Source organism: Paenibacillus sp. FSL P4-0176 (assembly GCF_037975265.1).
Taxonomy (GTDB): Bacteria; Bacillota; Bacilli; order Paenibacillales; family Paenibacillaceae; genus Paenibacillus; species Paenibacillus amylolyticus.
Genome location: NZ_CP150242.1, coordinates 969,032 through 988,707, shown reverse-complemented (window position 1 = coordinate 988,707; position 19,676 = coordinate 969,032). Strand labels below are relative to the sequence as shown.

At 45.3% G+C, this 19,676-nt stretch carries 19 protein-coding genes; 7 read left to right on the top strand and 12 right to left on the bottom strand.

Annotated features, from left to right (window positions below):
- Positions 1-105: 105 nt before the first annotated feature.
- Positions 106-2,193 (bottom strand): penicillin-binding transpeptidase domain-containing protein, encoded by a 2,088-nt coding sequence (locus MKY95_RS04515; RefSeq protein WP_339197131.1) that lies wholly within the window; start codon positions 2,191-2,193, stop codon positions 106-108.
- A 177-nt stretch (positions 2,194-2,370) separates the two neighbouring features.
- Between MKY95_RS04515 and MKY95_RS04510 the strand changes: the two genes are divergently transcribed.
- Positions 2,371-2,775 (top strand): CBS domain-containing protein, encoded by a 405-nt coding sequence (locus MKY95_RS04510; RefSeq protein ID WP_036605969.1) that lies wholly within the window; start codon positions 2,371-2,373, stop codon positions 2,773-2,775.
- A gap of 114 nt (positions 2,776-2,889) precedes the next feature.
- Here MKY95_RS04510 and MKY95_RS04505 read toward each other — a convergent pair whose 3' ends face one another.
- The 3 genes from MKY95_RS04505 to MKY95_RS04495 all read right to left on the bottom strand — a co-directional run bounded on the left by MKY95_RS04505 (position 2,890) and on the right by MKY95_RS04495 (position 4,461).
- Positions 2,890-3,330: a hypothetical protein gene (locus MKY95_RS04505; protein ID WP_339197128.1), complete on the bottom strand. Its 441-nt coding sequence runs from the start codon at positions 3,328-3,330 to the stop codon at positions 2,890-2,892.
- Positions 3,327-3,776 (bottom strand): hypothetical protein, encoded by a 450-nt coding sequence (locus tag MKY95_RS04500; protein WP_127546735.1) that lies wholly within the window; start codon positions 3,774-3,776, stop codon positions 3,327-3,329. Before MKY95_RS04500 ends, MKY95_RS04505 begins: the two co-directional genes overlap by 4 nt.
- A gap of 208 nt (positions 3,777-3,984) precedes the next feature.
- On the bottom strand, positions 3,985-4,461 hold the full coding sequence (locus MKY95_RS04495) for a GyrI-like domain-containing protein (RefSeq protein ID WP_339197124.1): 477 nt from the start codon (positions 4,459-4,461) through the stop codon (positions 3,985-3,987).
- Between the two features lie 339 nt (positions 4,462-4,800).
- Between MKY95_RS04495 and MKY95_RS04490 the strand changes: the two genes are divergently transcribed.
- Positions 4,801-5,403 (top strand): hypothetical protein, encoded by a 603-nt coding sequence (locus MKY95_RS04490; protein WP_339197121.1) that lies wholly within the window; start codon positions 4,801-4,803, stop codon positions 5,401-5,403.
- A gap of 236 nt (positions 5,404-5,639) precedes the next feature.
- Positions 5,640-7,880 (top strand): S-layer homology domain-containing protein, encoded by a 2,241-nt coding sequence (locus MKY95_RS04485; RefSeq protein ID WP_339197118.1) that lies wholly within the window; start codon positions 5,640-5,642, stop codon positions 7,878-7,880.
- 128 nt (positions 7,881-8,008) lie between these two features.
- On the opposite strand, the gene MKY95_RS04480 is transcribed toward MKY95_RS04485, so the two are convergent.
- From MKY95_RS04480 to MKY95_RS04465, 4 genes are all read right to left on the bottom strand, one after another.
- Positions 8,009-8,995: a phosphotransferase gene (locus MKY95_RS04480; protein ID WP_339197116.1), complete on the bottom strand. Its 987-nt coding sequence runs from the start codon at positions 8,993-8,995 to the stop codon at positions 8,009-8,011.
- Between the two features lie 406 nt (positions 8,996-9,401).
- Positions 9,402-9,950, bottom strand: coding sequence for a hypothetical protein (locus MKY95_RS04475; RefSeq protein ID WP_339197113.1), 549 nt, complete (start codon positions 9,948-9,950; stop codon positions 9,402-9,404).
- A gap of 4 nt (positions 9,951-9,954) precedes the next feature.
- Positions 9,955-11,538 (bottom strand): glycosyltransferase family 39 protein, encoded by a 1,584-nt coding sequence (locus tag MKY95_RS04470; RefSeq protein WP_339197110.1) that lies wholly within the window; start codon positions 11,536-11,538, stop codon positions 9,955-9,957.
- Positions 11,539-11,736: 198 nt separating this feature from the next.
- A complete protein-coding gene (locus tag MKY95_RS04465) occupies positions 11,737-11,946 on the bottom strand; it encodes a helix-turn-helix transcriptional regulator (protein ID WP_036605982.1) in 210 nt (69 codons plus the stop codon).
- A 142-nt stretch (positions 11,947-12,088) separates the two neighbouring features.
- Here MKY95_RS04465 and MKY95_RS04460 point away from each other — a divergent pair, with 142 nt between their 5' ends.
- Positions 12,089-12,376: a DUF6809 family protein gene (locus tag MKY95_RS04460; protein ID WP_076253750.1), complete on the top strand. Its 288-nt coding sequence runs from the start codon at positions 12,089-12,091 to the stop codon at positions 12,374-12,376.
- Between the two features lie 361 nt (positions 12,377-12,737).
- Here MKY95_RS04460 and MKY95_RS04455 read toward each other — a convergent pair whose 3' ends face one another.
- A complete protein-coding gene (locus tag MKY95_RS04455; protein WP_036605983.1) occupies positions 12,738-13,271 on the bottom strand; it encodes an isochorismatase family protein in 534 nt (177 codons plus the stop codon).
- Positions 13,272-13,313: 42 nt separating this feature from the next.
- Positions 13,314-13,700, bottom strand: a complete 387-nt coding sequence (locus tag MKY95_RS04450) for a DUF1801 domain-containing protein (RefSeq protein ID WP_036605984.1) — start codon at positions 13,698-13,700, stop codon at positions 13,314-13,316.
- Between the two features lie 184 nt (positions 13,701-13,884).
- Here MKY95_RS04450 and MKY95_RS04445 point away from each other — a divergent pair, with 184 nt between their 5' ends.
- The gene (locus MKY95_RS04445) at positions 13,885-14,205 is read left to right on the top strand and encodes a metalloregulator ArsR/SmtB family transcription factor (protein ID WP_036605985.1); all 321 of its coding nucleotides are present in this window, start codon (positions 13,885-13,887) and stop codon (positions 14,203-14,205) included.
- A gap of 99 nt (positions 14,206-14,304) precedes the next feature.
- The gene (locus MKY95_RS04440) at positions 14,305-15,387 is read left to right on the top strand and encodes a saccharopine dehydrogenase (RefSeq protein ID WP_339197104.1); all 1,083 of its coding nucleotides are present in this window, start codon (positions 14,305-14,307) and stop codon (positions 15,385-15,387) included.
- Positions 15,388-15,502: 115 nt separating this feature from the next.
- Here MKY95_RS04440 and MKY95_RS04435 read toward each other — a convergent pair whose 3' ends face one another.
- Entirely contained in the window at positions 15,503-16,165 is a 663-nt protein-coding gene (locus MKY95_RS04435) for a SprT family zinc-dependent metalloprotease (RefSeq protein ID WP_339197102.1), read from the bottom strand.
- A gap of 149 nt (positions 16,166-16,314) precedes the next feature.
- On the opposite strand from MKY95_RS04435, the gene MKY95_RS04430 reads away from it, so the two are divergent.
- Positions 16,315-17,070, top strand: coding sequence for a GNAT family N-acetyltransferase (locus tag MKY95_RS04430; RefSeq protein WP_339197099.1), 756 nt, complete (start codon positions 16,315-16,317; stop codon positions 17,068-17,070).
- Positions 17,071-17,255: 185 nt separating this feature from the next.
- On the opposite strand, the gene MKY95_RS04425 is transcribed toward MKY95_RS04430, so the two are convergent.
- Positions 17,256-19,634 (bottom strand): NdvB protein, encoded by a 2,379-nt coding sequence (locus tag MKY95_RS04425; protein ID WP_339197096.1) that lies wholly within the window; start codon positions 19,632-19,634, stop codon positions 17,256-17,258.
- Positions 19,635-19,676: the final 42 nt, after the last annotated feature.

Sequence of the window (19,676 nt, the reverse complement as noted above, 5' to 3'; positions counted from 1 at the left end):
CATATTGAATAAAATGAAACAATAAAGACCCGGTCACATGTGAGAACCATAACATGGTGACCGGGTCTTTTTATGATGTTTGCGAGGCTATATATTAAATCGGATTTACTGCGTAATCTCCAACTTTTCCAAAAAAGGCTTTAATTTATCCACGACATAGTGGCTTCCACCTCGGCCGTTCACCTCTTCAATTACAGCGGATAACAGAAAGCTCGGAGAATCAGTATCAAACACTACGAAAAATCCGTTTTCCTGACCCTTCTCTCCCTTTTTTGCTTTCAGTTCCGCTGTTCCCGTCTTGCCCGCGAGCCCTCCAGGTATTGAATTCAAGGTGTGGGCCGTACCTCCCTGCCGGGAAACAACTTCTCCCAAAGCATCCTTAACCGTATTTGCGGCTTCCGGAGTAATAATTACCTCAGGCTCAGTGCTTTCTTTTCCCTCGATCAGAACAGGTTTCACCAGTTTCCCTTCATTAATAAAAGGTGTAAATGACGATGCCAGATGAATCGGGGACATCAACATCTCCCCTTGCCCGTAGGACGTATCAGCGAGCAACACCTCGGAAGACAGATCCAGATGTGCTTCGTTGGCATATTGGCTTGGCTTCAGATACAGTTCATCCAGTCCAAAGTTATCGCCAAAACCAAACTTCTGGATCCCATCAATAAACTTGGCGCTACCCATCTCGATCGCTTCCATCGCAAAGTAAATATTGTCCGAATACACCAGAGCATCGACCATGTTAACCGGGGATAAACTCTTCACACGCTTAACATAATAACCGCCCCAGCTATCGTCTTTGCGCCATTGCAAGCCAGAGATATCATGGGTTTTGTCCGCTGTAGTCACCTTCTCCAGCAGTCCCGCTGCGGCTGTAATCGCTTTGAAAGTTGATCCTGGTGCATACCGGGTAGTGACTCTGTTGATAAAAGGAAGCTTCTCATTCGCCGAATAAGCATCCCACTCTACCTGAGTAAGTCCTGTAACCATCTTGTTCGGGTTATAGGAAGGCGCACTGACCAACGCTAACAGGTTGCCGTCCGTCGGATCCATCAAAACCATTGCACCGGCGTCTCCACCACTGGATAAAGTCTGATACAATTTCTTTTGTTGTTTGGAGCTAATCGTCAGCTGAACATCCTGTCCATCTACAGCTTCCTTGCGAATAAGCTCAGAACGAGAGTTACCGGATTCATCGGTGATTTCGATCAGACCACCACGTTCACCACGCAGCTGTTTCTCCATGGACTGCTCCAAACCCGCTTTGCCAATCCAATCTTCTGCGCGATAATACCCTTCCGTATCCTTATCCAGATCTTCCTTGGTGGCTTTGCGCACGTATCCAATCAGGTGCGCAGCCGCATTGCCGAGTGGATAATAGCGGATTTCCTTGCTTTGCATCGTAACCCCGCTTAAAGATTCTGGTACGTCAAACTCCTCCGTTGAACCAATCGGGACAAAATACTCTGGCTTCACCCATGTCTGCGCAAGCGCCTTGTGAATGGCATCTTCCGAAACCTGATAATGGCTCGCGATTCGGGCAATCATCTGGTCCGGGTTATCCCCAAGTTTCTCAGGTACAATGCCCCATTCATTCATCGTGCCCTTGGTAGCGAGCGGCAAACCATCACGATCCACAATGTCTCCACGATCCGGGAACAGTGTCCTCACTCGTACCTTACTGCCCTTAACCATGTCATTCAGGATCAGTGAAGGCTGCCAGTTAATTTTCCAGTTTTTGCCCCCGTCCTCAAGCTCCTGCCGGACCATTTTCAATGTATGCGTCTCACTGACTTCTCCCAAAAAAGTTGTCAGTTGCAGGTTGTAATCCACCTCATATGTATCCGGGTTTTGTTTCTCTGCATCGGTCTTACTGCCATCGGAAGCCGTTTCGTCAACCTCCACAGGTTTAACCTCCGCCTTGACGGTGGATACTTCCATCCCCGAATAGATCGCATTGTATTTCTCAACAAATTGTTCCTTGTTCATGCCCGACTCTTGCAACGAAGCAGGTGTCATCAAGGTGTACAACTGGTCAAATTCTTTTTTTTGCAGATGCTCTATGTATTGATTCAGGGTAGTCTGGGGCTTAGCCTCTGCTTCTTTGTTATTCTGCATGTATAGATACATTCCGATTCCACCTGCAAACAAGATGGGCAGCAGTCCGTACATTAATTTACGTTTTGATTTCATGGTTACATCACCTCTAATATACACTATAGATTTCCAGAGCCATTTAAACAATGAAACAAATCTGACGAATTTATCATTAAAAATAGCCGAAAGCTCACATAATATGTTTAAATAAGGAGAGTGAGATTACATACTAAAGCTTTTTTGCTATGCAAAAGGCTGAAAAGGAGCCCGATGATGGAAATCAGCTATTTTTTACTCCCCAAAGCCGAAGTGGCCTATATCAAGTCTACCGCTTCCATGAAAGATGCTATTGAGCAATTGGAATCGCAACACTACACCGCCGTTCCCGTGATTGACCAGGATGGAAAATATGTTGCTACCCTGTCCGAAGGCGATTTGTTATGGAAAATGCGAAATACACCCGGATTGACTTTTGATACGATGGATCAGGTTCAGGTCCATGAGATTAACAATCGGGTATATAATGAATGTGTATTCATTGAGGCTGAAATGGAGGATATGCTGACACTTGCAGCAGACCAAAATTTTGTGCCCGTGGTGGATGTCGATCGTGTCTTCCTCGGTATTATCCGTCGTAAGGATATTATTGAATACTATACGCGTAACATTTCGGATTAAATGAAGTCAAACATCCTGTAATAAACGAATATTCAACTCGAAAGGGTACTCCTGTGGTCATGTTTTGGCCAAACCGGGGTACCCTTTTTGTTTCATGGTCTGGTCGGAATCATTCTAGTTACGCTTAGCCCGCTCTTCAATGTAATAACTCAACACATCCCTCGGACTTCCCTGAAATGCACGCTCTCTGCCGAACTCATACGCCTGATGCAAATACGAATACGCCTCGTCATGCTGTTCAAGTCTCATGCAGATCATGCCGAGATCGATCAACGGACTCGTACTTCTATCCGAACTCCGCGTACTTAACGATATCTCAGCCCACGGCTTCGCCAGTCCATACTGCTTCAGATCGATATGTGCATTCGCATGACAGGATGCGATCCAGCTTGCAATCTCCCATTCCATCTTCGGCTCGGGCAACATGCCCCATGCCTGATCATAATAGATAAGTGCTTGTTCATGTTGTTGCGTCTCATCCAGCACATTACCGGATTCTACCGTTTCTACAATTTGTCGCTCCAGTTCGGCATGTTCCGGTGTCAGATCTTTCATTGCACCGTCTCCTCCTCCAGAACGAAATACCACTCCAGAAAAGCATTGAAATCAGCCCACTGCGGCTCACTCTCGCCATTAAGAAACCGTTCAATCGATTCACCCAGTTCCACCAGTACCACTTCTCCCGTCTGACGGTTGTAGAAAAATCCACCTTCACCTTCAAAACTGTCCAGTGGAATATACGCCTCGGGAAGTCCCAGTGTAAGCTGTGCTACATCCATGTCTTCCATATATACGGTGTTCTCCATAAACCAGCAGATCTGATACAACTCCTGATGCCTGCTGTAAAAAGTTGGTCCATCCTCTGCATGTAGATAAAATTGTGCAAAATCCGATTGAAGATCAATCTCCAGCTTTTGCAATGCTTCTTCGTAGGTTGCTGGAACATCTTCATGCCACCAGCCTTGCTCCTGGCAATGATCAATCACTTTATTGGATAACATCGCAGACCTCCTAATTCAATTTTGCTCATAATACCTGTTCAAAAAGATTGGTTTTCAGTACCGAGAAGATGGGATGAAGCTAGAAATGGAGTAGCGGAGCGTAGGGAAACTACGTGAGCAACGGACATTTCGGCTGAATTCCATATTCAATGCTGATGATGCCTCTAGGCATCCTTCGTAATCAAAAGCGGACTTTTTGAACAACCTCTTATAGTGATTTTACAGGTATCCAGACTTGGGGAGGTGTGCCATCACCTTTGTACACTTCAAGTTCTGGAATCCCTGCATGCTGATATGAAGTGGAAGGAAACCACTCTGTCATAATATAGTGCCACAACCGTTGTATCGCTTCCGGCTCTAGTTCATCAGCTTCAAATACGACCCAATGGGACGCAGGAAGTTCGATGGACACCAAACCTTCAGGCACTTCACCTGAGTAAGAGGTAGCAATCCAATACTCCATTTGATTATCCTTCAGCTCTCTCTGATCTACACAGATGCCCACCAGACCGGGAATAGCTCCGTTATTGAACCCGTTTAAACGTTCCTCAATGCCGTCTGCCAAAGCATCCTGCCACATCTTAGGAATTTCTATTAAATTCTCACCATCCACACAAGAGAACGTTCGTTTGATGCCCACAAAGGTAAGAGACTGTTGTTCGATCACATGTTCATTCACATTCATTAGATGGACTCCTCTCCGAGAGCGATATGGGGCACGGTTCTCCATGACCCATTCATGTTGTCTCATAGTTGATATGTATCTCCGTTATGTCCTACAGATACTTTATCAAAAGAGCAGAACGATTGGAAATAGCGCCGGTGCTACTGGTCATATGAAAGTAGCAGGCACAGAAGTAGACGTGCGATTCATGACTTAAAAGAATATTTACCTACCATTCGTTCCTGCTCGATGTTGGGAGATAGACATACTGGGTTCTTCCCGTCCTTCATTTCCTTATTCTGGTGCAACTTTCTCCCTAGTCGTTCGTCTAACTACTGACCAACAACTAAGGAGATGAATATGCGAATAACTTGCAGCCCCGGTTTCCCAGGAAGCATGATTGGATCGATTGATCTTCAGCCATCGAAGTATTACACCCCACCTTCCAGTAACAGTAAGATCACAGAATATGTTGACCCCGAACTCGTTACCATTCCCTATGTGGAAGATACGGAATTCGGATCACACTTTGAGGCCATGAAGGTCATGAACGGAACTTATAAAGATGAAATGCATGTGAGCTATGATGTCGAATTTACCATTGATGTAGATAAAAAAGGTTATATTACGCAATTTGAACATACGTTCCAGCTGGAACGTTATTTGGATCTGGTTCGCACACAGTCCTATAAAGTAATCAAGACAAACTGGCGCGGACAAACATTTCACGTGATGACGTACAGTTACCTGGAGGAAGTCATTCATCCGAAAAATGTTCTTTTTAAATGTAACAATGCCGAGGATGTCTTCGTCGTGGCTGAACTTATGCCCCATCGTGTTGGTGGCATTGTGGTACAACCCAATAATCTTTATCTGCATTTCCGTGCATTAATCTCGGCACGAGATGATCTGTACCCATTAAGTTATATGTGTGAGCCTGATTTCGACCTGAGTCTCGACTAAAAAGTAGATACATATGTAGAAAGAGCATAAGCTGTCCCCAATCAGCGGGGTGGCCTGTGCTCTTTTTTTAACAAAAAAACCACCAACTCCCTAATTTAAACATCCTCCTTCACATGCTCGGCCTTGTGCTCTCATGCCTGGCTCTAAGCAAAACCAGCTGTAATGTCGATGAATATACCATAATGCTGAACATGCATATGTTCTTCGTACGTTCAGATATGAGAGGGGTTGGAAACATGGTTTACCGGAAAAATAAAATACATTCACTGTTCACTCTGCCCTTGGCAGGTTTGCTGTTTCTGTTGTGGGGTGCTCAAGCGGCACATGCGGAACAGGTCGACAGTTTGTTACCTGAGCGAAGTCAGCAGGAGATTGTCCAAAAGTGGAATCAGTGGATGAATGGCAATGATACATCTCCCCTGTATACAAAGACACCTTCGACAAGTGCTCCCTACTCTGCTGGTGTGGTAAGTGACGCCTATCTGGAACAAGGGCTGAATGCAGCCAACTTTTATCGTTTTATCACGGGGCTACAGGGCGATCTTGTCCTTGATCCGGCATTGAATCGTCAAGCCCAGCATGGGGCTGTTGTGGTCTCCACGGGTGGATACCTGTCCCATTCTCCAAAACAGCCAGGAGATATGCCAAAGGATTTCTTTGACACCGGTTCAAAGTCTGCCAGCAGCTCCAATCTGTACGTTACCAGCAGCGCAAAGAATAACGTCCTGACAAAAAGCATTCAGGCCTATATGAATGATTCGGATGCCTCCAATATTGATCGATTGGGTCACAGGCGCTGGATTTTGAGTCCACAACTGCAACGAATCGGATTTGGACTCGCCACTCGTAGTGAAGCAGGCAAGACATATGATCAGTACTATAGTGCCATGCAGGTATTTGATAAAAGCAGAACTGGGGGAACTTCGTTCAACTACAGCCTGTTCCCGAATCAGGGAGCTTTTCCAATCGAAGCCTTTGGCAGTACACAGGCCTGGTCTGTTCAACTGAATACAGATGTATTCGCGAAGCCATCACTGTCTGAGGTACAGGTCGAGATGACTCGAACTTCCGATCAACGTACATGGAACTTTAATGCCAAGAACCAGAACACTGGCTTTCCAACGGGTTATTACAACGTGGACCCTGCGGATAAACAATGGTTTAATCAAGCCTATTTCAATGTAGAGACAGGTGGATATGGATATGGCTACGCCATTATCTTCCGTCCCGACGATGTGCAATTGTTAAAGAACGGCGATACGTTCAACATTCGAATTACAGGTCTGCAAAAGAAAAACGGTACAGCAGCGGAAATCTCATACTCCACACGTTTCTTCCATGTGGACGGTGTTCAAGATACAACACTTACCCGTATAACGCCAGGACAACCAAACCTGAAAGTCCGAGCAGGAGAACAGATTGATCTACCTTCAATCACTGCCGTGAATGATAACGGAACATCCTATGTTCCACAGTCTAACGTTTCCTTCACCACGACGTCAGATCGCATCGCCATCAAGGATGGAAAAATCATTGGACTTCAGGCTGGTAAAGCCGAAATTCGGATTCGTTTTGAAGGGAAAGAAGCGGTTGTCTCTGTTACTGTCACGGGAATTCCCCAATTAACTGATGTCCGTACACATTGGGCGAAAGATGCCATTCAATGGGCCGTTCAACAGGAAATGGTCAGTGGATACGAGGATGGAACGTTCAAACCCAACAATCAGGTGAGTGAAGCCGAATTCCTCTCCATGTTGTTCAAGCTGTATGCGAATTCCCATGTCATTCAGAGCATCGATGCTGCAGAGGGACAAGCTATTAAAGGAAACATCTGGAGTGATCGTTATTATACCTATGCTTCCGCGTTGAATCTGAAACTGAATGCCAGCAAACAGAATCCTAAGCTGCGCAATCATGCCTTGAACCGAACAGAAGTAGCCGTAATCGTGGCGGGGCTTGGCGGTAAAAATTATACCCAGGATGACGATGCCATCCGGTATCTGCTGAACATGGGATACTCTTCAGGCAAAACCGCAGCAACGGTGCAAGGTTATGCGGGACAAGAATCCTTGACCCGGGCAGAGGCCGTTGTTTTTCTCCAGAACCTGAAGGAAAAAGGCTTCGAACTATGGAGCAGACCGAAGGATGCCACTGAAGCTACCGAGAATGAAAAGAACGGCGGACTTCCGGATCAGACCATGAAAGCAGTATATTCCGCCGATCACACACTGGTCCTTCAAGGTACGTTCCCGGCGTATGCCAACCAGACGATGCCGATCAAAATTCATGGTCCTTCGCCTGCTGTAGAGCACATCCAGACGCAGCAGGTTACAACAGATGCCTATGGCAATTTCAAAATAACGGTAAGTAACCTTGATGCGAAGGAACTTAACCTCTATGTGGACGTGCGCGAAGATTATTCCTACTGGATCAGTGTAGAGGCGGGGCGAACTGCGATAAGTGATTATACCGAGTAACATGTAAAAACCAGCTTAGGAATTCTACATTGAATTCCCAGCTGGTTTTTTTCTCTCGAAACATATTATGCTGGTGTGAACATGACATATTTTTATGGAATTGGAGAAGCGTCGGTCTGCACTAGAAATTAAATCGGATAACCGAATTGCTCTGCCTTTTCTGTCATTATTCTCTCTAACCTCGCTCTTAGTCCGCTCATCCACTCCGGCTCATGTGACCACTGCTCTGCAACAGATCGAAGCATACGCACATAACCGTACAAGTTGGCAAAACGGCGACAAGTGGGGAACATACTCTCCAGATCATAACGTTCTCCTGCCTCGGACCAGTACCCGTTCAGGAACAATTGTTTCTTCTGCTCCCATTGTTCAGGCTCGATCTCCTCACGTAGACTATCCAGACTCTGCTCCACATCCATCGCGTACCAGTGATACATCGAGTCATCAAAATCAATGGCATAACAAGACTGGCTACCTTCATCATAGAAGACATTGTCCAGTTCAAAATCGTAGTGGATGAGACCGAAATTTTGCTGGGTCATCGGTAAAGTCGCAAAATACGTTCGAAGAAACTCCACCTCATTCAAAGCAGCCGTTTCACCAGGAAAACCCTTCAGGATCTCCTGCATCCAATCCAAAACATCCGTATAGGTCCAGCGTTTCTCCTTTTGCTCAGGCATGAATGTACGTGATAAATGATGCAGCTCACCCAATGCCTGACCATAGCTGTACAAGATGGAGTCATTCAAATCAATGCTTCCTAACTGCGATCCAGGTACTCGCTTGAATACGGAAGCATAGTACACTCCCCATGGGGTGTGAGCCTCTATGAGTTCTCTCCCTGAATGGGAAGGTACCGCCTCCATGGCTCCATAATGATTCGTTTGAAGATAACGCAGGAACTCCAGTTCAGCGCCAAGATTGATTTGATTTTTCTCCTCTACCGGGGCAAAACGAAGCAATCTCACTTCCCCCTGATCTCTGAACGGATACACGGCATTGGAGGATATGCGATAATACTGAAACATATTCAGCGACTCAGGATCATAGTTCCAATTCTTTAGAATCATGTCGGCAAGATCATTATTTTGAAATAAATATTTTAATTTTAACATGGGCATTTCTCCTTTTTGATCGTTTTATGTGTATTGCTTGTAACCACCGAATGCCTATTTTTGCGCGCAAAAAGCCGCAGGCTATGCCTGCGGCTTTTAAAAATTCTGAGTGTATGAGAAATTTGCACAAGCAAATAAAACTCGCATACGCCAGAAAAAATGAGCAGTTATATCCCTATATATCAGCAGATCTCAGATCGGACTGGGAAACTGGATGTGTCCCACACTGTATCTGAATGATCTGCCGGAATTATTCAGTTTATGCTTACCTTCATTGTAGTGATAGAACATACTATCTTAGACCGTCGTTTCATGACGCTCACTCCCTTCAAAAAACCAGTTGTTACCATAATAGCCGATATGCCAAATGTAAGCAATTACAAAATGACGATAATCCCATCATTTTTTACTGGACAACCATCACCTTGTCCACCGTCTCGGTGTTGTCCTTATACCACACCATCACGATGTTTTCTTTTTGGAGATCAGACACTTGAATGGACGAATTCGCACGTGAGCTGGAATTGCCCGAGCCCGGCGTCCCCATACCTTCAGTGATAACAACATCATCACCTATATTCAATCTCATCTCCATTCCGGTATCCTTCCACTCCATGCTTGGAGATGAGCTATCCTGCACCTCAAGTAACGCCAGCGTAACTGTGTTTCCATTCACGGAGATGACTCTACCAGTAATGTCGGCATTCATCATCCCCTGCGTCATGCCAGGACTGCCTGTTCGATCATTCATGTCCGGGGTGCCCCTTCCACCTCTCGGTGTTCCTCCATTCATGCCCAGGCCACCACCATTCGGCATAGCGCCACCGTTCATCCCTTGCACAGAACTGGTCTTGGTAATATTCTGGGCGGTTATCACATCACAGGCCGTAAGCATAACCGAGCACCCCAGCAAAAGGAGTATTGTAACCGATGTGAAATATTTATTTTTTCGCATATGATCACCTTTTTCTCAGGGAATATTTCTCCAAGGTACCTTTACGATGGAATATGAAGTCATACGTATCTTTGAAACCCATATAGGACAGCACAACCAACAACGGATATACAGGGTAGATGTATCTGGACTTAATCTCCCACAGAATATAAAATCCGATGAATCCGAGAATGACCAGGATCAAGGAGACTTCATCATATCGTTTACGACGAATTCCACCGACCAACCGGATGAAAATAAAACAGTACATCAAGAAATTCATCACATATACGATTGAGAGCAAACCTGTCCGATAAGCCGAATCCCCTTGTAACAGTTCTGTTATCGCATTGGTGTAACTGTAGGAGCCTGCGATTCCGCCTCCCCTTCCTCTTCCGGCACCCATGGAACTTTCATTGCCGATTCCGTATCGGTCCATTTGGTACGTTCCTTCGGTCCAGGTCCATATAATCTTTTTGTAATACATCTGCACCAAGTCACTTGCACTTGCTTCAGAAAGCTTGTTGCTGATCTCTTGTTTGAACAATGCTGCGCTCTCAGCCTTATTGTAGTTGGCCTGCCTCTGATAGATCTGATAACTCTCCATATTGTCCCAGAAGCCAAAACGCTCCAGATTAATGGCCATATTCAGCCACATATAGACCGGTGCAGCATTCTCTCCGACAGGTTCGCTCACAACACCGGAGGATTGAAGAACCGCATTTTGAGTCCAGGTTGGTACATTAAACAACATACCCAGCACACCGATGGAAATGACAACTTTCTTCACTCCGATGCTCCGCATATTCAGCAAAATATATATGATGGCAGCGATCAGCACGATCACGCCAATGCTTCGGAAGTAATTGCCCAACGCGAGAAAAACGGCGGCAATCACAATTGTTTTCCAAGACTTTTCACGTACAAAACGAATAACAAAGTATAAACAAGATGTCAGAAAAGCTGTGGCAATCACATCGTTATAGATCAGGTTGTTCAGGAACAGGGACGGCAGGTAGGTTGCTGCAAAGATCAACACACCGTAATCACATTCTGTGGATCTGTCGTTCACTTGTTTGTAGATAAGATAAATCATGAACGTTGTTAACGTTGAAAACAAAATATTAAATAGTTTGATGACCAGATAGTTGTCCGGGAACAGGTACAGCAATGTCTTCAGGTACAACACGATCGAGTAGTTAAACGGGAACATGTGCAGATAACCACCCGTTTCAAACGACGAGTAGTCTTGGTCATACAGCATGTTCATGGCGAGTGAGAGAACGGTCTGTGAATCATCGGTGGGCACTCTCGGAAATACGAAAATGACGATGATCTGAATGGCCAAAGAACTTAGCAGCACAATCGGAATGACAACCTTCGGACTGTATTTGTTCAGCTTCAGACATAGAGCATATAACCCAACACCTGAACCAAGAAGCAAAAGAATGACCGGGAGAAAAATACTCCACTGCTGCATGCCCAAAATGGGATTGTCCCCATACAAGGCGTAGTTGTACTGTGCCCGAACCAACAAGGACGAAGCAATAAACACCGCAACAAACACGAGCAAAATGAGATAAAACGACTTATGCAGCACCTTAGACATGCAAAAACTCCTTTTCGATTACAGGATTCCGTGAGTATTATAATGGCTCTGGCTGAAAAATCGCTGAAAAGGAGTAACGCTTGCGATCGGTGCAGCTCAGTATGTGTATACAAACAGAAAAAGACCGTCCCTTCGATAAGGTAACGGTCTATATGTCCAATTTTTTAAAAGTATAGGGCCTTAGCTAAATGTTGAAGATCACTTCTCGTCCTTGATAAACTCAATGATATCCTGGATGTCACAATCCAAAGCCTCACATATTCGATTCAGCGTATCGAACTTCACACCATCGGTTTCTTCATTATATAATTTGGCAATCCCATTTCTATGTAATCCGGTTAGTCGGGATAAATCAGCAATATTAATTCTTTTCTCACCCATAATACGAGATAAATGAACCTTGATCATACGAATTCTCCTCCAAACTAAAATGCACACTGTGATGTTGACAAAGCACACTACAAGTTGTATATTCAAATAAACATAATGCACACTGTAGTGTTCGAATGGAAACTTAATATCTACAAATACTCAAAAAGAGGTGTATATAGTGAAAGAATCCTTGGAATCTTTAGCAGAACCGTTAATCCGAACGCGCTTAGAGTTATTATACAACAATTTGTCTCACACGCAGCCTGATTATACCCAACTATCTAAAGAATCTGATCAATACTTTCAGAATATTCGCCAAGCTTTACCGGAGCAACTGAATCAAACCCTTTTTCTATATGAAGATACTCAACTCTCTATGCAAACACTTCTGGAAAGAGAGATTTATTTACAAGGGTTTCGGGATGCTCTTCAGCTAATGAACGAATTACATATAAACAGCTTCTAACAACTGGCTTCTTACAAAATATGCTATAATCAACAAAGCAATAGAATAGGCTTAAAGGGTCGGTCGGCTACCTCGCCATGAAGGGAGGGATGCCCTGTGACAGTTTTTGAAGCAATCTTGCTGATGCTTACCTTTGGTACGCTCATCGTTGCCATTCTGTCCGATAAACGCAAATAGACCGCCCCCGTAGCAAAGGAATGCGGTCTATTTCATCGTGCCCTTATGTTACCGAAGCCCACCGCCCTTAAAAGCGGCTATTGCTCGGAGGAGTCGTGTTACCAGCACGGCTCTCTTTGCATTTTACGTCTAATCTGCTCTTATTATACCATACTCAAATCTCAGGCGTCACATGTAAACCACGCTAGATACGATACATTTCTTTATACTCATCCACATATAAAACTTCAATACAATTCGACCAATTCAAAATCGAACCGACAAAATCCTGAATGTCCAGACCCGGCATCTCATACGTCTCCGCTGTGTTCACCGAACCTGTTGCGTCCTCAATCAAGGTTACCTTAAACCCTTCGTGTTCCGCAGTAATTGCCGTAAACAGACAACAATATTCCATGTTGAATCCAACAATAAATACATGTTCTACCTGATGCTCATGTAGCCAAGTTCTTAGCTCCGGATTGCTGAAGGCACTTGGTTTGCTTTTCTCCATAACAGGATACTGACCGGTACCCATTATAATTTCCAGGTTCTCAACATTTTTATAGAACAGTGAAGAACCCTCCTGATCGTAATCTACATGTTTCATGTATATGATTGGCTCATGTTGCTGTTCAAAATCAGCGATAACCGCTTCAATCTTGCCCAACTGAACTGTGAAATCCTTCAATGACTTGATCCCATACTGCACATCCAACACGATTAGTGCTTTGTTCATCTGTACTTCCCCTTCAGTAGACTAACAGGTTTTTACCATTTACTACTTCTTCTGCTTCTTCTCCCGAGCTTTTTCCACATTTTCTTTCACCCGAAACTCCACAATCCGGCGGATCAGATCCTCCGGCAATGGCTGGTCCAGCGGAAACTGGACAGATCCCTTAGCCCCTTTGTACTTGGAGAGTTCCTCCTGGAAAGCTTGAATTCCCCTGGGAGCAGGGTAAAACCCAATATGATGCTGGTAAGCGGCAAAATGAACCAAATTCCCATGCTGTGCATACGTAGGCATCTTGTAACTGATTTTCTCTTCGGCGTTCGGAGCCGCTTCACGAATAATCTGTCTTATTGCCTGTAATCTCACCTGTACATCAGGTGCAAACTCCGAGATATATTCATCTACCAGCACCGAATAATGGTTACTCTCAGCCATCTTGGACTCCTTCCACCACGGATACATCAATGGATTCGTGGTACGGGCATATTTGCTTATATTGTACTTCAAATGGACAAACGGAACAGCTATTTTCCTGCAACTTGGAATGTTAAATTTGATTTTTAAGTGAACTAAGCTTTATAATACGTTTAAACAATTAAACATTATAACGGAGTGAGCCATGAACGAATCGATGGGTAACCAAAAAGTTATTGATATTTTCGAGAATCTAAGTCCTTATCTTCAAGGTTTGGGAGATCCCGTTCGCCAGCGAATCATATCGCTGCTCATTGATCAAGAGAGCATGAACGTATCGCAGATTGCAGAGCATGTCCCCATGTCACGCCCTACGGTCTCTCATCACTTGAAAATATTGCGTCAATCCGGGCTGTTATCGGTTCAGAAGAAAGGTACGGAGATGTATTACAAGCTGGAGTTCAACGATGCGATCGAATTAATCAAACAGCTCGTTCATCTCGTGGAAGTGGAATGTCAGAGCTAGCGCATACCGCGCTGGTGTACTGCATTCCTTTTCTTCACCTCTATATGTTCAATAGTTTAAACATATAAGTACATAAACATATCAACGGAGGTATATAGAATGAATAGAAAAAGAGTTCTCATCGCAGGAGGCTATGGTGCTGTAGGTGCACAGCTTGCCCGCATTTTGCATGACAGGCATCCTGATCTGGAATTGTTACTGGGAGGCCGTTCTGCAGGTAAAGCAGCACCTTTTCCATCCAATCGTGTCCAAACGGTTGTTGTTGATACCAATGCAGACGATCCACTGATTCACGCAGGAGAGAATATATCGTTAATCATTAATGCAGTGAACGATCTGGATGATCGGCTACTGGTATCGGCAGTGCGGAGAAAAATTCCACTTATCGATGTAACACGCTGGACTGAGGTGTTCAATCAAGCGATCCGTACAGTAGAGCAGGAAGAGCTTCATTCTCCGGTAGTGCTGTCCTCTGGATGGATGGCAGGAACGGCGTCACTCTTTGCCATGATACTTTCTAACTCTCTGCAACATGTCGAACTAAACATTCATGCCCTATGGTCGCTGCGGGATAAGGCCGGCCCTGATTCGGCAGCCTTCATGGACCGGATGAGTATTCCTTTTCAGGTCACCGAATCCAACACGAACCGACTCGTCTACCCCATGACAGATCCGATCAAAGTTCATTTCCCGAACGGGTATACGACCCCATGTTACAGACTGGACACACCCGATCACGTCACTTTGCCTCATACCAGCCATATCGATTCCGCCAGTTTCCGTATCTCATTCGATAGTAAGGTATCTACCTATGCACTCGCCGGATTGGTCAAAACCGGAGTATGGAAGATGATCAGTGGTGAACGTTTTCAGCCATTCCGGCGGAAATTGCTCTATAATCCGGGAACCGGGAGTGCACATCATCTGGTCATTCAATTGAAAGGGCTGGATGCGAAAGGTAATCAGGTTGAACGAACGATGACGGTCTCTGACCCACTCGGTCAGACCCACATGACTGCACTCGGCGCTGCGGTGCAAGCCGAGAAGATACTGATGATGCCAATGGACAAACCTATGGCTCCAGGCATCTATTATCCTGAGCATCTGTTTGATGATCGAATGAACATGGATGCGGTTACTCATTTTTTCACACAATACGGCGTTCAAGTAACCCACTCCTGATCCAGACATAACAAAAAATCCGCGAAGTCGCTCACTGCAAACAGTGGGACCATCGCGGATTTTACGAATTATAATGGAGGGATCTATCGTATCAAGTACAAACTTGGGTCTGGAATTATAGTGTCATAGCCCGACCATTTCGCATCAGGTAATCTTCTTTTGTTTTGTAATCCGGCATGATGCTACCGATCCGCCGCCAGAAAGAGCGATCATGATTCATGTGGTGAATATGGCAAAGTTCATGAATGATGACATAATCCATCACTTCCAGTGGCGCCATCGCCAGGCGATAATTGAACGTCAGCTTTTTGTCCCAGCTACAACTGCCCCACTTGGTGGGAGAATCTACGATCTCAACTGACTTCGGCTTCACCTTCAACTCTTGCTGATAGCGTCCGATGCGCTCCCCAATCATGCGTTTACACTCGGCAAAATAAAACTTCTTCAGATTCGCTCGCAGCTCCTCTTCTGTAAGCCCCTCCACAGGAATTAATTCATGCAGTGCATGTTCCTTGCCAAAAAGCAGAAACTTCCCTTTGCCCTCATCTTCGTATTCCTTGGCTTGAGGACCGTCAAGCGCCCGCTGCATCAGTGCGGATTTCTTCAAAATTACATCCCCGTGCTGCTCTACAAGTTGCCGGATCATGTCTTCACTGGTACCATTGGGTGCTTTGATTGTTACCATATAAGGCAAGTCCATCGTGATGGACACTTTCTTGCGTTTGCCGTATTGGATATGACAGTTAATGCTGTGATTATTTAATTCTATAGTTAACATAACGCTCTCCGCTTCTGAAGTTATTCAACCAAATCAAATTGTATACCATCTCCGGCTATAATGCATACTGTTCGGCGATATATATGTTTGCATTGTATTTTTATACATAATTATGTATTATTATTTAATTATAAAATCGGAGGTTGGATATGACGCATACAATAGATACAGAACACAAAACCATTGAAGAAATATCGCTTAACCACTGGCAACCCTTATCTACTTTACTTTATGACGGTTGGGTACTCCGTTTTGCCAAAGGATATACCAAACGAGCCAACTCCGTTCAACCTATCCATTACTCCACTTTAGATGTGCATAAGAAGATTGAGGAATGTGAGCGCATCTATGCCTCCAATCAGTTAAATACCATATTTAAGATCACACCGTTTATTCAGCCGGATCATCTCGACCAACTTTTGCAAGACAAAGGGTATGGCGTTGTCGATCTGACCCGTATCCAGACTCGGAGTCTGGAAGAGATCAAAGAGCCTGTGCACCAAGCTGTACAGATCGACGAACAGTTGACCACAGCTTGGCTGGATCACTTTTGCCGATTGAATCAGGTGAATGATCTGCAACGGGAAACGACCAAATTAATGTTGGACAATATCCGGACAAAGGTAGGTTTCATCTCGCTGTTAATTGACGGGCAAGTCGTCGCGTGTGGGTTCGGTGTAATCGAACGTGGCTATATTGGATTGTATGATATCATTACAGACGCTAACTTCCGGAATCAGGGACTTGCTGAACAGATGATCCTGCATCTCCTGCATTGGGCAAAAAGGAATGGCGCTACGTCTAGTTATCTGCAAGTCGTTGCGAATAATGTACCTGCGTTAAAGCTCTACGCGAAGCTGGGTTATTCCGAAATCTATAGCTATTGGTACAGAGTCAAAGAATAGAGTGTTTGCTAATCAAGCTTAGCTTGTGGATTCTTTCATCATATTCAGTCTGACAAACTGATTAATTCAAAACAACATCTTGAAAGCAAAAACTGCCCTCCTCCTCTAAAGGAAAGGCAGTTTTTAATTTGTCTTCATTATTGTTAAAACTCTTCACACCGATTATCGGCTACTCCGTACTCTTTCTACAAAGGCAGCTTCACCAGCACCTCATATTTCACGCCGGCCTGTATATTCTTGATAATGTCGCCTTCAATTAGTTGACCGTCAACATGCACTTCAATCGTCTGGACAGTTGCATCCTTTTTCATGTTTACATGCAGCTCAGCTCCGCGGAACAACCGCGTAACCGATGCCTCGTTCCAATCTTCTGGTAACTGCGGACGAACCTGAAGCCCTTGTGCATGACCCTGCAATCCAAACAATCCGTCGATCAGACAACGATACACCCAAGGCACCGTGCCGGTATTGAATAGATGGCTAGAGCGCCCAGCTGTACGTGGGAATTGATGATAGGCTCCGCGATAATAATTCGGGATAAATACGGGTAGCTGACCCCGCTGGAGAATATCCTCGCCATCGGGGCCAGGAATCATTTTACGCAGCAAACGATACGCCTTCTCCTTCTCGCCCACCAGGTACAACGCGTAAATATAGAACGCCGCCGCGTGATTGTACACTGCACCATTCTCTGCACTTCCCGGATGTTTCTGCGTAACACGGCCTACATCTTCCCGCATCGCTGTGAAAGACGGCGCGAGCTTCTCGACACCATATGGCGTCTCCAATTGCTCCTCTACGGCACGGATTAACTTCTCCTGTTTCTCCTGATCCGCAGCACCGCTCATAAGTGCCCAGCTCTGAGGATTGATATAGATGCGCCCTTCCACGTCTTTGCTTACACCAAACACTACGTTATCATCCGTAATTCCGCGGGCATACCAGTCCCCATCCCACAGATACTCATTGGCTACCGCATTGGTCTGAGTGGCTTCCTGACGGAATTCCGCTGCAACCTCGCCATGCCCTGCCTGTTCACCAATATCTGCCCACACATTGAACGCATAGGCCGACGCAATGGTTAACCAGCCGGATACGCCTTTGCCTTTGTACCCCACCATGTTCATCGGATCACACCAGTCACCCTGATTGATATAGTTCAACCCACGCGCATCACGCTCATGGATCAACCAGCGCATCGCAAGATTCATATGTTCCAGTACGGAAACCTTTTGTTCACTGTCTGTAAAAGCAACCTGTTCCTCCAAAATGCTATAGTCATTCGTTTCATCTAGATAGGTCTTCATACAGACCGGAAGCCAGATACAGTGATCGGTATGAGGAACCTGGTTAATATATTTCAATTCTGCATCCGGGTGCAAAATAATACCGTCTGGCATCGCACCGCTTATATGCTGTTGAGACAAAGCGGTCAAGAACGCAGCCCGCGCAATCTGCGGCTGAATATAACTCATACCCATGTTGTCCTGCAAATAATTCCGCGTCTGCGGATCGGTTGTCAGACGATTGGTTTTGCCATGATAGTACATCTGGCGAGGTAGCCAGTGATTCACGACATTATCTAACCAGCTGTCCGGTGTCTTGATCTGGATGTTTCCTTGCCCTTCCGCAATATAACCAGCATACTCCTGCTCGGCTGCGGTGAAACCATCCTGTCCTTCCTCATTCTGCTTCACAAAATAATGCTGACGAATGCCCTCAATCTCTGTCTCATCATGAGCCGGGCCAAAGATAAATCGATACGCCTGATCAGCTCCAGCTTCCAGCTCTACACTATATTGCAATACAGCCACAGGTGTCTCATACCGCGCATCTCCACCTGCGAGTGTCTCTGACTGAAGGGCCGAAGGATTATGTAGTCCACCTTCGCCTTCAAAAGTCTCATGATTCACTTCCCACGCGGTCGGCTGGTGATCTGCTAGCAGATAGGTTTTGTCACTATAGTTTTTGATTTTGCTATAATCCTGATATTTCTGATAAGGCGTGATTGCCGAGCAGACAATGCCCTGCAAATCTTCCACATATGTACCGGACTGGTTCATCCAGGACATATAACCGACCGTATAATACGGGTAGATACTCAGCTTGCGTTTTCTCGAAGACAGATTGGTTACCTTCACACGCCACAGCTCCATGACATCTTCCTTCGGCAAACGCAGGGACATCTCGATGCAAATGTCGTCCTGAACCACCTTCCAATGAATATCGTGTTTACCGACAGCGAACGTATAGCTATCCGCCTGCTTGCGAACCGGTTCATACGGGGCGGAGAAGATTTCGCCACTTACTTCATCTTTAATGTACACAAACCGTCCCGGATGGTGGGCATAGTATGGCTGCTCCGGTTGCATAAACGTCTTGGCTTCCAGGTTGGGCGCATACGAGTATTTAGCAGGTTCGGGCTGCATGAATTGGGCCACCGCGTACCCCCGGCAATTCACATGAATCATCATCTTTTCATTCCAAAGGAATCCGGATGCCTTCGGTAAACTTGTCGGGCTTGTTAGTTCAACATATTGATTATCTTCCGTTGCTTTAATCATCACTGAACCTCACTTTCAGATTATGGAGTTAAAAGACAGAAA